Raw genomic sequence first — 14890 nt, 5'->3', positions numbered from 1 at the left:
GTCTTTGACGATCTGGAAGCATGGCTCTCACTGCAATTGCCAAAAATATCCGGCAAGTCGAACTTGGCAGCAGCCATCCGCTATGCGCTCGGCCGCATGCCAAAGGCGCGGGCATATCTCGAAGATGGCAGGCTGGAGCTGGATAACAATATCTGCGAGCGCTCAATCAGACCGGTAACTCTGGGACGCAAAAATTACCTGTTCATGGGATCAAAGGGCGGCGGTGACGCTGCTGCCATTACCTATACCCTCATTGAGACCTGCCGCATGAACAGTGTCGATCCCGAGGCGTGGCTGCGTTGGGTTCTGGCGCGTGTCGCAGATCACAAAATGCCCCACATCGATAAACTGATGCCCTGGAACTGGATCGCTGAATAAGTCAACGCCAGTCAGACCGGACGGATACTGCGTATCATGAGTTATAGAATGAAATTCTATAACTCATGCGTTGGAACCGGACCCAATCCGACCGGCCCAATTTCTTTTCTTTGAGCCCTCCGTCCAACCCACGGAGCCACAGTACTGCGGCTCCTTTGAAGGCCTGGCTTTTGCGGAAAGGGATCACAGAGGCAACGGATTGATCATCCGTGAACGCACGCGCACGGTTCTCGGAGCGGCAAGGGCAGACTGGAAGCCGGTAGCCTTCACATATTGTGGCGCCGCGCCCCTGCCAGCATTTATGGTGAAGACCTCTGCCCTGAACGGGCACTGCTTGCATCATCCCGAAGCCCCGCAACGAGCCTCTCGACAAGCTCGACGGCCTCGGTGACGCGTTCGGCGCGAAGTACAAGCCGCTGGCCGGGCCGATAGCGGGTGTCACCGCTCTTGGCAATATACTCCTCATCGACAAGCCCCTGCCGGTGGGCAAGCAGATGGCGTTGCTGGAACGCCCGCGCGAGTTGGTCGAGGGAAGGGGAGTCGAGATGGGCGCCATAGCCCTGCCCCGTCGCCTGCTGCCAAAGGGTACTGCCCTCTGCAAGGTTCTGGAATGCGTTCCGCCTTGCCTTCGGCGGCGCGGGAAGCTCCACAAACAGAGCTTCGACCACACGCTGAAAGGCGGTGACAGCGTTCTGCAAGCCGTTCTCGATCACGACGCGCACGGTAGTTTCGGCGGTGTCGCGATCCGGCATCGCGGCGCGCACCTGGTCGAGCGCACGGAGGGTTGCCTTGATCCCTGCAATGGTCTGCTCGAAGACCTGCTCGGCAGCGCTATGCCCGCAGGCGGGGCAGTGCAAATGCCCCCAGCATCGAGCCTGCACCGAAGGCGAACATTGTCCACGCTAGCGCGCTTTCGTCGAGGCCCAGCGTGCCGCGCACCAGCACCACCGAGTTGACCAGCACCATCGCGCCCGCCGCCGCCGCCGCGAGGTTCAGCGCCAACAACCCGCGCAGGCGCGGCGTGGCTAGGTAGATGCGCATGCCGCGCGTGGTGCGGTCGTAGACGCCGCGCGGCTCGGACGCTTTTGGGCTGGGCAGCAAGACCGAGACGACGAGGACCGCCGAGGCGGCGAAGCCCATGACGGTGCCGAGGAAGAGCGAATTGTAGCTCATCACCGCCAGCAGCAGCGCGGCGAGCGTGGGGCTGACGATGTTTTCCAAGTCATAAGCCAGCCGCGACAGCGACAGCGCGCGGGTGTAACGCGCTTCCTCCGGCAACACGTCCGGGATCGTCGCCTGGAAGGTCGGCGTGAAGGCGGCCGAGGCCGATTGCAGCAGGAAGATCAGCACATAGACCTGCCAGACCTCGGTCACGAACGGCAGGCAGAGCGCCGCGCCCGCCCGCACCAGATCCAGCGTCACCAGAAGCGCCCGGCGCGGTGCCCGGTCTGCAAAGGCCCCCGCGATGGGGGCGATGCCGACATAGGCCACCATCTTGATGGTGAAGACCGTGCCCAGCACCATGGCCGCACCGTCGCCTGCCAGATCGTAGGCCAGAAGTCCCAGCGCCACGGTCGCCAGCCCGGTCCCAAGCAGCGCCACGACCTGTGCGAGGAAGAGGTGGCGGTAGGTGCGGTCGGACAGGATCTCCAGCATCGGTGTGCCTTACAGATATCGGGTTATGGTCTTGAGTTCCGCCCGGTCCTCGGGCGAATGGTCAGTGTCCAGGCAATGATCCATGTGATCGTGAATCAGTGCGCGCTTGGCATTCACCACCGCTTTTTCGACGGCGTGAAGCTGTTGGGCGATCTCAAGGCAGGGTTTGCCCGCCTCGATCATGCCGATCACGGCCCGCAGATGGCCGTCGGCGCGTTTCAGCCGGGCGATCAGGGCGGGATGGGTTGCGTGGATGTGGGGCTTTGTCATAGACAGACGCTATCCTCCCCGGGGGGATAGAACAAGATGGCCCGGCAATGGGCTGCGGATACGAACAGGCAGACAGGCAAGATCGATGAAACCACTGGCGACATATGGAAGACACGCGTTTGCGGCGCTTCTCTGCCTGTCCTTGGTGCTCTGGTCCGTCATGCCCGCCGCGACCCATGCGCCGGCCGTGTTCGAGACGATCCAGGACCACCTGGAGATGATCGCCGATCACGGGCATTCGCACGGGCTCGAAGAAGACCTCTACTGGGCGATGCACGGCCACAGCCACGATGCGGCCGACCATGATCACAACCAGGCGTATCTCGCCTTCGGCGACCGAAGCCATCCCACATCCGCATACAAGGATTCATGGCGGCTGAGGGCCTCGCCCGGTGGCGGCCACCATACGATCAGGATCGAACGACCTCCGCGTGCCTGACCGGCGCCGCGCCAATGCGGCTTCACCGATCATTCCATCGCACGAACGGAGACCTATCCATGAGTTCTATCTCGACGGGCTTGCGCGCGCTCGCGTCGCGACGCGCAACAGCTCTGATCCTTACAATCCTGACTGTCTACGCATCCAGCGTGGCGCAGGCGCTGGCCCATGACGTCACCCCCGGTGACGCAGGCTACATCCAGGAAATCTGGGGGGTGCATGTCATCTCCTTCATCTATCTCGGCGCCAAGCACATGGTGACGGGATACGACCACATCCTCTTCCTTCTGGGCGTCGTCTTCTTCCTCTACCGGATGAAGGACGTGGCCATCTATGTCAGCATCTTTGCCATCGGCCACTCCGTGACGATGCTGGCCGGCGTCTGGTGGGGATGGGGCATCAACGCCTACATCATCGACGCGATCATCGGCCTGTCGGTCGTCTACAAGGCGCTCGACAACCTCGGCGCCTACCAGAAGTGGTTCGGGGTCCAGCCGAACACCAAGGCGGCCACCCTGATCTTCGGGCTGTTCCACGGCACCGGCCTCGCCTCGAAGATCATCGAATACGACATCTCCGACGAGGGCCTTCTGTGGAACCTTCTCGCCTTCAACGTCGGCGTCGAGGTCGGGCAGATCCTGGCCCTCTTCGTGATCCTGATCGTCATGGGATACTGGCGCAGATCGTCCGCGTTTATGAGCCAGGCCGTCGTCGCGAACGTCATCATGGTGGGCCTCGGCCTCTGGCTTACCGTCATTCAAATCAACGGCTATCTTGCAGCCGCATAAGGAGACCCGGACATGACTATTTTCGAGAAAATGCGCGAAGCCGCGCAATTGAACGCGGACAAACCCGATCCGGCCCTCCTGCCGACGCCCCGGCAGTTGCGGCGATCGACTATCGCCGCCGTCATCGGCGCGGCTTTCATCGGGGTCGGCGTCTATCTGCCGGCGGAATACGGGATCGACCCGACCGGGGTGGGCAATGTACTCGGCCTCACCGAAATGGGCGAGATCAAGCAGCAACTCGCCCGCGAGGCCGCCGAGGACGAACTGCTCCACGGCGGCGGCGACCAGTCCTCGAGCCTTGTCGACGACATCTTCGGCCTCTTCGTCGGCGCGGCCCATGCGCAGGAAGTCTGGACCGACACGGTCACCTTCACTCTGGCGCCGGATGCCGCGACCGAGGTCAAGCTCGTCATGGCGGAAGGGGACGTCGCCGAATACGCGTGGGTCGCCGAAGGCGGGCGGATCAACTTCGACCTGCACGCCCATGGCGACGGTCAGTCGGTCGACTACGACCGGGGCCGCGGCGCGACCGACGGCGCGGGAAGCATCGAGGCGCCGTTCCCCGGCGAACATGGCTGGTTCTGGCGCAACCGCGACGACTCGGACGTGACCGTCACGCTGCAGCTGCGCGGCGCCTACAGCGAGGTCGTTCGCAGCGAATGAGCCGATGGCGCCTGCGGGAAACTGCAGGCGCCTCCTCACAACCGCCAATGGCAGGCGAGAACGCCTCATCACCGCGGTATAGCGCACGATCTCGCCTGCTCCCGCATCACAGCGTAGTCGCTCAGCATTTCAATAATCGCCGAGCCTGCAGGCATCAGGCCCGTCTCCTCTGCCGCTCGCGCCTGGAACTCCCTGCTGTATGCGACGACAGGCGGACAGGCCCCGAGGCTTCCGACGTTAGAAGCGCCCGTCGCGCAGGCGCTCAGCCAGATCGTTGCGAGTAGGAGGGCGACGCGCCGCAGCCTCGAGCATCCGTCGCCGTGCATCATGGCTTCTCTCCGTGGTCTCGAGCTGCTCGGCCAGACACCCTGTGCGCTCGCCGGAGCGGACGGCTCGCCGAGCGCCTCAGATTTGATGTTTTGCAGTTGATCGGGATTAGCCTACGGGACTTAAGCTAGGTGTCCAGTCACCGCCTCCGCCGCGCAATCTCCAAAAACGCGTCGACATGAAGAGCCAGCGCATCGATGACGGGATAGGAAATATCGGTGTCGTTGAAGACCAGCCTCAAATCCGTACCGGCCAGCAAGATCGCATCGGCTTTCTGAGCGCGCATCATCTCGGCCCCCACTGAGACCAAAAGGTCGGCCTGATCGGTTGTGCAGGCGCCTTGGCTTGCGATCTCCAAATAGGTCTGGCCGACGCTCTCCGGGTCTTCGCCCGGTGCGACGGTGTCTACCTCTTGCAGTAGCCCAAACAGACCGGACTTCAGAACCGAAGGGCTGCCCAGAAGGCCGAGGCGGCCGATGCCATGCCCGGCGCAATAGGCATCGATCGCGGTCGTGGCGCTCAAGATCGGCAATTGCGACACGCTCTGAAGTCGGGGCAAACAGAAATGCCCAGTCAGAGCCGTGATCCCGACGATGTCGCAGCCGGCACCCTTCAAGGACTTGATATGCGCCGCGAAGACCTCGGTCTGCGAATCGATGTCCATAAGCCCGGCATTTTTGCTCAGCGTCTTCATATCGGCATGCTGGATCGTCAACTGCAACGGCACATCGGCTTGCCCGAAGACGTCCACCAAACTATAATAATAGGCCACTGTAGCTGCGGGGCCGATCCCGCCGATCAGTCCAACATGCATGCGAAGACCCGTCTAATCACGTAAGCAACCGATCAAAGCTGCCGAAACCGGCTGCGGTAGGTCGACGGTGGCAAGCCCACGATGCGGCGGAATGCGCTGCGAAAGGTTTCCGGCGACGTGTAGCCCACGGCGAGACCGACTTCTGCCAGCGGCGTTTCCGTACTTTCCAGGATTTCCTGAGCCAATCGCATGCGCTCTGACGCGATCCATGATTTGGGGGACGCCCCGACCTCTTCCTGGAACCTGCGCATGAAGGTCCGTTCGCTCATTGCCGCCTCGCGCGCAAATTCCGCCACTGAGATAGGCTTGTGCAGTTGGCTCCGCGCCCAGTCCATTGATGCTGAGAGTGTCCGGCCTGCGTGGACCGGAAGCGGGTTCGCCACATATTGGCGTTGCCCGCCGTCCCGATGCGGCGGAATGACCATGCGACGGGCGACGGCGTTGGCGACCCGCGTCCCGAAATCCCGTCGCACAAGATGAAGACAGGCGTCGATCCCCGACGCACCACCCGCAGACGTGATGATGTTGCCCTCGTCGACATACAGGACATCGTCTTCCGCGCGAATATCAGGAAAGTGCGACTTCAGATCGGCGAGGTCGGCCCAGTGGGTGGTTGCGCGCCGCCCGTCCAGCAGACCAGCATGGGCGAGGACGAACGCACCATCGCAGATCGACACTAGGATGGCGCCACGCGCAGCGGCGCGGCGCAGTTCGGACAAGAGCTTCTCTGGCGGGCGTTCGTGGTTGGACCGCCAGGCGGGGATAAGGATGAGCCGGGCTTGCCGCAGTTCGGCCATCCCCGCAGTCGCCGAAATGCGCATGCCTCCGAAGGCGGTGACACTCCGACCTTCGGCGGACACTATCGATACATCGTAACCCGGATACCCCTCGTCGGGCAACGCGCGCCCGAACACTTCCAGCGCCACGCCCAGAGTGAACGCGCCAATCTGGTCGTAGATGATCACGGCGACGCGGCCGGGAAACGTTCCGGCGTTGGCGTGAGCGTCAATTTGCGGTTCCGCGTTCATGGGCATGAGTATGATCCGGAAATGGGACGCCCACCAGTGGCGCATTCGCCAAGGTTCGGTGATTTTTCGCCATCTTGCCATCGTCGAGGCTACAAAGCTATCGTTTGGCGGTTTTCCATCGATCTTTGGCATGTCCGCCAGTCACGCCCCTCGCCGCGACTGGGCAAGAACGGATCAACAATCCAGCCTGTCCAGGAGTGTCACATGTCTCTCGATCTTGCCGTCCTCATCGCCTTCGCGAATTTCGCATTCGTCGCATCGATCACGCCCGGTCCGAACAACCTGATGGTGCTGGCGTCGGGAGCGGCCTTCGGCATGCGCGCGACCTTGCCCCACATCGCGGGCATCGCGCTCGGCTTCGCAGTCATGTTGTCGGCAGTCGTCTTAGGTCTCGGAGCGGTGCTCGATCAGTATCCGATGATTTGGTCCGTGTTGAAATGGGGCGGTGTCATCTGGCTTTGCTACCTCGCATGGCAGCTGGCCCGACCCGCTTTGTTCTGGACGCCTTCGACGGGCACCGCCGCTTCCGAGGCCCAGAAAGCGCGGCCCATGACATTGATCGAGGCGGCATTGTTCCAATGGGTGAACCCGAAAGCCTGGGCCATGGCCCTGGCCGTAACCCTTGCCTATTCCGACATCGCGGCGATGGCATGGCAACGCGCCCTTGTCATGTCGCTTGTCTTCGCGGCGATCGCACCCTTGTGCAACGGAACCTGGCTCGTGGCGGGACGGGCACTGAGAACGCTTCTGGCCAACGATGTCTGGGGGCGCATTGCACTTCTCATCATGTCGGCCCTGATCGTGATCAGCGCCCTGCTCATCGCTCTGGATGGACGGTGGTCGTGACCCCGCTCTCTATCGGATTGCTTTCCGGGATCGTCCTGGTCGTCTACGCCCGCGCGATCGGCCTGACCAGGGAGGCTGGTTTCTTCCCGACGATCCTCGGGGCCATTGCAAGCTTCTACATCGTATTCGCGATCGAGGCAGGCGCGTCAGGTGCTGTCCTGGCTCTGCACATCGGCCTTTTTCTAGGCTTCATTGCTTTGGCAACGGCAGGCTACCGGATCTGGTATTGGATAACATGTCTCGGCCTAGTCCTGCACGCCGGGGTCGATCTTCTAGTCCACTACCGGCCCGACGATCCCTCTCCGGATTGGTGGGGGCTCTATTGCCTGTCGCTGGACCTGGTTCTGGCGGGGTCGATGATTTGGTTTCGCCCCAACACATATGGTGCACCACAGGACCGCTAGACCATGCTCGATCTTCCCCATACCGCCCATGTTGAAGGCCATGAAATCCGTTGGGGCTCCATCGGGACCGGGCCGCCGCTGATCGCGCTTCACGGCACGCCGTTTTCGTCGCAGGTCTGGAGAGGGATCATCCCCCACGTCGCGGACCCGCGGCAGGTCTATTTCTACGATATGCCCGGGTATGGGCAATCGGAGATGCGGGACGATCAGGACGTTTCGCTTGGGATGCAGAACAGCGTTCTTGCGGGGTGGCTGCAACTCTGGGGCGTCGAGAAGCCAGATGTCCTAACCCATGATTTCGGAGGCGCAACGGCGTTGCGCGCCCATTATCTCAACAGCATCGTCTACGCCTCCCTGCTGATCTTCGACGCGGTCACCATGGCGCCTTGGGGCTCACCACTTGTGCAGCATGTGCGCCAACACGAAGATGCGTTCACAGGCATGCCGGGTTACATGCATCGTGCGGTCCTCGACGCCTACCTTCATACGGCGGTACACGCGCCACTTCATCCTGACGTGTTGGCGCTTTATAGGGCACCATTGGCGACCAAGCAGGGTCAGCCGGCGTTCTATCGCCAGATCGCACAGATGGATCAGGCCTATACGGATGAAATCGAACCGCTCTACGGGCCGATGCCGTTTCCGGTGACAGTGCTTTGGGGGCAAGAAGATACCTCGATACCGCCCATGAAGGGGCGCCAGCTCGCCGAGCGCATTTCTGAAATGGGCACGGTCGAGATCGCGAAGGCCGGCCATCTCGTTCAAGAAGATCGCCCGGAGGCGGTTGTTGGCGCGCTGATCGACCACTTGAAAGACACACGATAGGAATGCAGCCGAATATGGAACCCAGCCTGTTTGACCCGATAACGCTTCCGAACGGCACCATCCTAAGGAACCGACTGGTCAAGTCCGCGATGTCCGACACCTTGGGCGATGGCTATGGCAACCCGACGCCAGAGCAAGGGCGGCTCTACGAGACCTGGGACCGCGGCGGCGTCGCGGTTTCCGTGATCGGTGAGGTGCAGGGGGATCCACGCACGATCGAACATCCTGGAAACCTGGTTCTCAATCCTCAGGCAGACTTCGGAGCCTTTCGCGCGCTCGCTCAACGAGGCCAGGCAAACTGCGCAGCCCTTTGGCTCCAGCTTGGGCACGCCGGCGCGTTGACGCCTGGTTGGGTCGGCATGCCGAAAGGGCCAAGCGCCTTGGACCTCGATGGCCTGAGATGCGATGCCCTTTCGCTATCCGAGATTTCTGCCCTGCCGGACCGTTTCGCTCGAACCGCTCGCCTCGCTTACGACTGCGGGTTTGGCGGCGTCCAGATCCACGCCGCGCACGGTTTCCTGTTGAGCCAGTTCCTGTCTCCGCTATTCAATCGTCGGCAAGACGGCTATGGCGGCAGCGCGAAGAACCAGATGCGCCTTGTCATCGAGACTGTCGAGGCCGTGCGCGCCGGGGTGCCAGAGGGTTTCCCTGTTGCGATCAAGCTCAATGCAACGGACCAGATCACCGGTGGCCTGACGCAGGACGGCGCGCTCGAGGTGGTCGCGGCGCTCGATGGACGCGGTCTGGACCTGATGGAATTCAGCGGCGGCACCTATTTTCCCGGCGCCCCGGCATCGTCGGATGCAGTATCTCGCGGGCCCTACTTCATCGACTTCGCAAAAATGGCCCGGCAAATGACCACAGTGCCACTCATGGCAACGGGCGGCTTCAAGTCACGCAGGCAGGCCGACGCCGCCATCCGATCGGGAGCGGCAGACCTGATCGGGCTCGCACGGGCGCTCGTGCTGGACCCGGCCTTGCCGACAACATGGAGGACCGAGGGCCACGATCCTCTTTTCCCTCGGTTCGAGGAGGCGTTTCCCGGCGGAGTCACCGCTCGGTACACACAAAGACTGGAGGCGATCGCACTGGGTGCCGAGACCATTACCGGCGCTTCGCTCGCCGACGCCATCAGCGCGCTCGCGGACCGTAGCGAAGGCCAGAAACAGCGTTATTTCAAGCGCCTCGTCCAACAGGCTGCCTTCCCCTGAGAGCCCGCGGACGAGACCTTCTCGCCCGCGCTTTGCAGGCATCCCAAACCTTGCAGCCTTCCCCTCCGTCCGTTTCGCTAGGACTGCGCAAGCGGTCGTTGAAGGCCGGCAAGCGCTGCGGCGCACAACAGAATGGCCCCGGCGACGATAACACCCGTATCGACCGTGCCGGTCACATCCGCGATCGCGCCTGCTGCCACGGGCCCGACCGTCTGCCCAATGGCAAATATGAGTGTGAACAAGCTGACGGATTTTCCCCACAAGACCTGTGGCAAGTTCTTTCGCCCGAAACTCGTGACGGCGCCCGGACCTATGAAGACCGCCAATCCGAACAGCAGAGCCGACAGAGCGAAGCCCGCAACACCGGGCACGACCCATGGCAGCAGCGTGGCCACTCCCGTGACAGCGCAGGCCAGCGCGAGCGGAACGCCCGAGGCCCATCGCGCCAGAGCCGGACGCCACAGGAACGGCGACACAATGATGCCAATTCCGATGATCACCCATCCCGCGGAGATCGCGGCGGCGCTCATTCCGGCCGCCCGTACCGAGGCGACGATGAAGGTCAGATAGATGATATACCCCATCGCGAAGAATCCGTAGCCCAGCAGCGCAAAGCCCATTTTCGCAACCGGCAGGGCCGCGTCCTCTTTGCCGGTCTTTCGAGAAACCTCTGTCTGACCGGCTGCCCAAATCGAAAGCGGAGCCAGAACCAGACTGGCCGCGCCAAGCCCGATCCATGCCTCGGGCCAGAACAGCGAACCATGCCGGGCGAACAGTCCGGGCAGCACGGCGCCGCTCATGATCATGCCCAGTCCTGCACCTCCGAAATACCCCGCGATGGCCAGTGCGTTTCGTCTTGAATCGTCAGGAAACAGGGAAGCCGCCATGGTGCCGCCGGCGATGAAGACGGGCGCGCCCGCCACGCCCGCTAGGATGCGCCAGAACGTCAGATACCAGAAACCATCGCCAAATCCGCACATCAGCAGGCTGAGGGCCGTGACGACGAGGCCGACGCTGAAAAGCCACTTCGCAGGCATGCGCCCGATAACGGCGAATGTCAGGACTGCCCCGCCAATGTATCCAAGGGCGTTGGCCGTATTGATCCAACCGGACTGTGTATAGCTCCAGCTCAGATCGCTTTGCATGGCCGGAAGGATCAGACCATATGCAAAGCGCGCGAACGCGTTGCTGATCGTGACCCCAAGCGCCAGACCGATCACGATCCACCAGTCGCGGCCAACCGTCATTGCGCCGCCGCGCGCATCAAGGTCTGGGCGGCCTCCCGTGCCGAGCGAAGTGGCCTGTCGGATTGATGGACGTAGGCGCCGACGATTCCACCGTCCCAAAGTACGGCGATCTGGTCCGCAAGGACATCAGTATCTGAGAAGACACCGTCACCCAGCTGAACCCGGATATTGGCTGTGATCCAAGCCTTGTGCTGCTGTGCTAATGCGTGCAGCGCGCTGTCAGGCGCAGCGGCCTCGATCGCAAGATTGATGAAGGCGCACCCCCGGAAGCCCTTTTGCGAGGCGACATCCTCCGCGACAACGAACAGCGCCAGGACACGCTCGAATGGTCCATCAAGATCTTCCTGCGTCGCCTGAATGGCGACCCGCCGGAGTGCCGCCTCTCTTTCAAAGACCGCAAGGACAAGATCAGCCTTGGACGCGAAGTTGTTATAGAGCGTCATGCGCGCCACATCGGCTTTTGCGATGACCTTGTTGATCCCGGTTTGCGGGACCCCCTCCCTGAGAAACAGCTCTCTTGCGGTTTCAATGAGGCGATCTTTGGTCGGCTTTGACGTAAGAGTAGACATACCGGTCTACCTATCATTCTCCCATGGTCTTGTCTATGGCTACGCTCGAGAATCCGGAAATGCCTGGCTCTCGGCTGCGGGAGCTAACTACCCGCAAACCCTCCTCTGCTCCCGCATCACGTTACGGTCGGTCGACATCTCCACGATCGCCGATCCCTCCGGCAGCAGGACCAGTTCTCCAGCAGCTCGTGACTGGAACTCGCGGCTGTGCTCGACGACCGGCAGGCACAGGTTCGACATCGGAGAACGCGCGCTTCGCACCTTCCTCGGCAGCGCGCGCCAAGATCGCCTGGAACTCGTGCTCCGGTATTCGGACGAACTCGTCCTCTGGGCGCCGTGGGGACATGATGTGCCTCCCTCAGCCGATCTTTGCGCCCGAGAAGGAGGTGTGGTCGGGTCCGAAGTAGCCATCCGCGGCGCGGAAGTTGCCCGCAGCTTGACCATGTCACCGGCGGTGAGCGCGATCATCGTCTGCAACCAGAGCGCTGCCGCCTGGGAACCAGGCGCACCGCTGATCTCGCCCCGCGAGCCACGGATTTCGGTCGTGCCGTTTAGCACAATCCGCCCACTCATCCGGGCCGATGTGCTGGCGTCAACCTTGTAGAGAAACGTCGCGCCCAAAAGGTAGGTGCCGTCCGCAGGCACGACGACCCGGTCATCCGCGGCGTCGAAGGCGCTACGATCATTGCAGAAGGTATCGTTGAGCCTGATCTTCATGCAGGTTCTCAAGCCCATGTTGGTGTCATGGTTCCCGCAGGCTATAGGGCCAGCGCCTCAACTCGAGAGAGCCTGCCGGATCTCTTCGGAGTGCGCAAAGAAGTCCAGCGTCGCCATAATTCGAGCGGTTCTGCGGAGGTCTGGATGTACGAGCAGCCAGAGATCCACATCAAGATCATCAATATACTCGCCCGCGCGGTGGAGGTCGCCGTCCGTTCCGGCCAGGTAGGCCGGCAGAACCGCGGCGCCGGTGCCGGCGCGCGCGGCAGCATAGATGCCGAGAAGGGTATCGAGCCGCAGGCCGCAGGCCGCTTCGGGAACGTTTCTGCTCATCCAGGCATGAAGCTCCTCGTACCGCATCGCCGGTGCGGGGCCGATCCATGCGAGCGCGTCGGCGGCACGAGGCTCGGGATCGCTGCCGCCCCGCGACCTACGCAGGTAGGCCGCCAGCCGGATGACGCCCAGCCTGCGACCGACGAGGTGCGGCTCCGGCGACGCGGCCGGGCGGATCGCGATGTCGGCCTCCCGGCGTGACAGGTCAAAGACGTTGTTCGAAACTGAAACGTGAAGCGTGATCTCGGGATGCTCCTTTCGGAAACGTGCGATCGGACGCGCTAGCAACCCGACCAGCAGGGTGTCCGTTGTAGTAAGGCGCACGAGGCCCGCGGGCCTCAGGTCCTGACCGACGAGCTTGCGCTCGGTCTCTTCGGTCAGTTCCGACATCGCCCGCGCCGCAGCCAGCAACTCCTCGCCTGCCGGGGTCGGAACGTACCCGGTGCGGAAGCGCTCGAAGACGCGGACCCCGAGCGTCGCCTCGATGGCGTTGAGACGACGCAGCATCGTCGGATGGCTCACCCCGGCGTGCCGACCACCACCGGCAAGCGATCCCGCCTCGGCGATCGCCTGCACGACTCGGTAGTCGTCCCAAGAGAGAGAAGTGTTCACGATTGAAAGCTCCGCCTGCAGAGACTTCGATTCCATCGTCGCTATTGAACACTTATGATCCTGTCGATGGCAAGATCAGGAGGCAGTGCCATGCACGTCCACATCGTCCATGCACATCCGGAGCCCACATCTTTCAACGGCGCGCTCACGCGGATCACGGAGCAGACGCTCACCGACCTCCGACACGGCGTCACGGTGAGTGATCTCTACGACTCGGGTTTCGACCCGGTCGAATGCGGGACGCACTACGCGCATCAAGCGAATGCTGAAGCGTTTGCGCCGTTAGCCGAGCAGCGTCATGCTTGGCGGACCGACACCCTGCCGGCGGACGTGCGGCAAGAGCTCCGCAACCTCGAGCGCGCCGATCTGGTGATCCTTCAATTTCCGCTCTGGTGGCACGGCCCACCCGCGATGCTGAAGGGCTGGTTCGACCGGGTCTTTGTCAGCGGTGGCATCTACACCAGTTCAATGCGCTATGACACGGGCTATTTCCGCGGGCGCAGGGCGATGGTCTCGGTCACGACCGGCGCGCCGGAAGAGGCATTCGGCCACGGAGCCCGCGGTGGCGACTTTGACACGATGCTGTGGCCGGTCCACTACTCCCTGCATTATCTCGGGTTCTCGGTCCTGCCGCCCTTCGTCTCGTACGGCATCCAGGGGCACGGATACGCGTATCGCGATGCCGACGACCTGGCGGAACATCTCGACCGAACGGTCTCCGACTGGCGCTCTCGGTTGTCGCGCCTCACTGACCTGGACGCGCTGAGCTTTCCCGGCTGGAACGACTGGGACGGGGTCGGCCAGCCGAAAGGCCGGTCAGAGGGGCCAGAAGCGTTCGGCCAAGCGGGACGAACTGCACAGGATGCGCAAACCTGACGAAGGACGGACGAGTGTGGTGCCGCGAAACGGAACGAATGACGCATGTTCAGCCACGCGAAAAGTGTTGTAACGAACCGCACCGGACGCGGCATTAAACGACGCCATCCTTGCCCCGATCGGTCGTGTGCGCCGGCCTGCCACACCCGATGGAGGACCGTCTTCCGACTGCTGGATTCAGCGTTTCCACGTGTGTACTTCGTATGACGGGAAGGCTGCGAGCGCGGGCAATGGCAGCATGATTGCTTTTGCCGGATCGGGGTGGGATCATAGGGTTCTCCTTTCGCCGCTCAGCCGATCTTGCAGCCCCAAGAGGATGTGCGATCGGCCGCGAAGTAGCCGTCCGCGGCGCGGAAGTTGCCTTGCAGCTCGACGGTGTCGCCGGCGGTGAGCGGGACCATCGTCTGGAGCCACAGCGCCGTCGCCTCCGAGACATGCGCGCCGCTGATCTCGCCCCGCGAGCCACGGATCTCCGTCGTGCCGTTCAGGACAAGCCGCCCGCTCATCCGCGCCGACGTGCTGGCGTCCACTTTGTAGAGCAGCGACGCGCCGAAGAGGTAGGTGCCGTCCACGGGCGCCACGAAGTGGTTGTTCGCGGCGTCGAACGCGCCCTGGTCGTTATAGTCGGTGTTGTTCAGGCCGATCTTCGTCCAGGCTCCGACGCCGACGTAGTTGTCGTAGTTCGTGTACGCCTTGAAGCGCGGGAGCCGGGGCTGGTCGACGATGCCGGTGGCGTTGTCGACTGAGAACGGCGGTGCAAAATTAGACCACGGTAGCGCCGTCATATTGGCGGTGCGGGCGGCGTAAAAGTCGTCCACTTTTTCCTTTCTTGCGGCTGCAGGGAGGGCGAGGAGATTTACACTGTGGAACTTTATCGGAAGGTCAGG

17 protein-coding genes and 2 pseudogenes are annotated in these 14890 nt (G+C 62.7%); 9 read left to right on the top strand and 10 right to left on the bottom strand.

What is annotated here, in order from left to right:
- The coding region (locus LCF59_RS16640) for a transposase (protein ID WP_292288744.1) at window positions 1–378 on the top strand (378 nt) is incomplete at its 5' end.
- Window positions 379–677: 299 nt separating this feature from the next.
- On the opposite strand, the gene LCF59_RS16635 is transcribed toward LCF59_RS16640, so the two are convergent.
- The 3 genes and pseudogenes from LCF59_RS16635 to LCF59_RS16625 all read right to left on the bottom strand — a co-directional run bounded on the left by LCF59_RS16635 (window position 678) and on the right by LCF59_RS16625 (window position 2304).
- The gene (locus LCF59_RS16635) at window positions 678–1235 is read right to left on the bottom strand and encodes a hypothetical protein (RefSeq protein ID WP_292288743.1); all 558 of its coding nucleotides are present in this window, start codon (window positions 1233–1235) and stop codon (window positions 678–680) included.
- Window positions 1219–2034 (bottom strand): annotated as a pseudogene (locus tag LCF59_RS16630) (MFS transporter); the annotation flags it as partial. The gene LCF59_RS16635 and the pseudogene LCF59_RS16630, both read right to left, overlap by 17 nt.
- A gap of 9 nt (window positions 2035–2043) precedes the next feature.
- Window positions 2044–2304, bottom strand: a complete 261-nt coding sequence (locus LCF59_RS16625; protein WP_169618299.1) for a metal-sensing transcriptional repressor — start codon at window positions 2302–2304, stop codon at window positions 2044–2046.
- Window positions 2305–2389: 85 nt separating this feature from the next.
- On the opposite strand from LCF59_RS16625, the gene LCF59_RS16620 reads away from it, so the two are divergent.
- From LCF59_RS16620 to LCF59_RS16610, 3 genes are read left to right on the top strand one after another with little or no spacing between them, the layout of a single operon-like run.
- Complete coding sequence (locus LCF59_RS16620) at window positions 2390–2743, top strand: hypothetical protein (protein ID WP_292288742.1); 354 nt, start codon at window positions 2390–2392, stop codon at window positions 2741–2743.
- A gap of 59 nt (window positions 2744–2802) precedes the next feature.
- Window positions 2803–3531, top strand: a complete 729-nt coding sequence (locus tag LCF59_RS16615; RefSeq protein WP_292288741.1) for a HupE/UreJ family protein — start codon at window positions 2803–2805, stop codon at window positions 3529–3531.
- Window positions 3532–3543: 12 nt separating this feature from the next.
- Window positions 3544–4194 carry a transmembrane anchor protein gene (locus tag LCF59_RS16610; protein ID WP_292288740.1) on the top strand — a complete coding sequence of 217 codons (651 nt, stop codon included), beginning with the start codon at window positions 3544–3546 and terminating at the stop codon, window positions 4192–4194.
- Between the two features lie 466 nt (window positions 4195–4660).
- Here LCF59_RS16610 and LCF59_RS16600 read toward each other — a convergent pair whose 3' ends face one another.
- Both LCF59_RS16600 and LCF59_RS16595 read right to left on the bottom strand, forming a co-directional pair.
- A complete protein-coding gene (locus tag LCF59_RS16600; RefSeq protein WP_292288739.1) occupies window positions 4661–5335 on the bottom strand; it encodes an aspartate/glutamate racemase family protein in 675 nt (224 codons plus the stop codon).
- A gap of 32 nt (window positions 5336–5367) precedes the next feature.
- Window positions 5368–6369 carry a helix-turn-helix domain-containing protein gene (locus LCF59_RS16595; RefSeq protein ID WP_292288738.1) on the bottom strand — a complete coding sequence of 334 codons (1002 nt, stop codon included), beginning with the start codon at window positions 6367–6369 and terminating at the stop codon, window positions 5368–5370.
- A gap of 198 nt (window positions 6370–6567) precedes the next feature.
- Between LCF59_RS16595 and LCF59_RS16590 the strand changes: the two genes are divergently transcribed.
- From LCF59_RS16590 to LCF59_RS16575, 4 genes are read left to right on the top strand one after another with little or no spacing between them, the layout of a single operon-like run.
- Window positions 6568–7209, top strand: a complete 642-nt coding sequence (locus tag LCF59_RS16590) for a LysE family translocator (protein ID WP_292288737.1) — start codon at window positions 6568–6570, stop codon at window positions 7207–7209.
- A complete protein-coding gene (locus tag LCF59_RS16585; RefSeq protein ID WP_292288736.1) occupies window positions 7206–7613 on the top strand; it encodes a hypothetical protein in 408 nt (135 codons plus the stop codon). Before LCF59_RS16590 ends, LCF59_RS16585 begins: the two co-directional genes overlap by 4 nt.
- Before the next feature lie 3 nt (window positions 7614–7616).
- Window positions 7617–8438, top strand: coding sequence for an alpha/beta hydrolase (locus tag LCF59_RS16580; protein ID WP_292288735.1), 822 nt, complete (start codon window positions 7617–7619; stop codon window positions 8436–8438).
- A 14-nt stretch (window positions 8439–8452) separates the two neighbouring features.
- Window positions 8453–9649 carry an oxidoreductase gene (locus LCF59_RS16575; RefSeq protein WP_292288734.1) on the top strand — a complete coding sequence of 399 codons (1197 nt, stop codon included), beginning with the start codon at window positions 8453–8455 and terminating at the stop codon, window positions 9647–9649.
- A gap of 77 nt (window positions 9650–9726) precedes the next feature.
- On the opposite strand, the gene LCF59_RS16570 is transcribed toward LCF59_RS16575, so the two are convergent.
- The 4 genes from LCF59_RS16570 to LCF59_RS16555 all read right to left on the bottom strand — a co-directional run bounded on the left by LCF59_RS16570 (window position 9727) and on the right by LCF59_RS16555 (window position 13127).
- Entirely contained in the window at window positions 9727–10896 is a 1170-nt protein-coding gene (locus LCF59_RS16570; RefSeq protein ID WP_292288733.1) for a YbfB/YjiJ family MFS transporter, read from the bottom strand.
- Window positions 10893–11465 carry a TetR/AcrR family transcriptional regulator gene (locus LCF59_RS16565; protein ID WP_292288732.1) on the bottom strand — a complete coding sequence of 191 codons (573 nt, stop codon included), beginning with the start codon at window positions 11463–11465 and terminating at the stop codon, window positions 10893–10895. The genes LCF59_RS16570 and LCF59_RS16565 overlap by 4 nt, the downstream gene beginning before the upstream one ends.
- An 87-nt stretch (window positions 11466–11552) precedes the next feature.
- A complete protein-coding gene (locus tag LCF59_RS16560) occupies window positions 11553–12182 on the bottom strand; it encodes a hypothetical protein (protein ID WP_292288731.1) in 630 nt (209 codons plus the stop codon).
- A 57-nt stretch (window positions 12183–12239) separates the two neighbouring features.
- Window positions 12240–13127 carry a LysR family transcriptional regulator gene (locus LCF59_RS16555; RefSeq protein WP_292288730.1) on the bottom strand — a complete coding sequence of 296 codons (888 nt, stop codon included), beginning with the start codon at window positions 13125–13127 and terminating at the stop codon, window positions 12240–12242.
- A 90-nt stretch (window positions 13128–13217) separates the two neighbouring features.
- On the opposite strand from LCF59_RS16555, the gene LCF59_RS16550 reads away from it, so the two are divergent.
- Window positions 13218–14003 (top strand): NAD(P)H-dependent oxidoreductase, encoded by a 786-nt coding sequence (locus tag LCF59_RS16550; RefSeq protein WP_292288729.1) that lies wholly within the window; start codon window positions 13218–13220, stop codon window positions 14001–14003.
- Window positions 14004–14293: 290 nt separating this feature from the next.
- Here the strand turns inward: LCF59_RS16550 and LCF59_RS16545 are convergent.
- Window positions 14294–14890, bottom strand: a pseudogene (locus LCF59_RS16545) (hypothetical protein); the annotation flags it as partial.

Origin of the sequence: Marivita sp. (genome assembly GCF_020055675.1) — a bacterium.
Classification (GTDB): Bacteria; Pseudomonadota; Alphaproteobacteria; order Rhodobacterales; family Rhodobacteraceae; genus Marivita.
The sequence above is the reverse complement of the archived record's forward strand: the minus strand, read 5'-3'. Positions and strand labels throughout refer to the sequence as shown.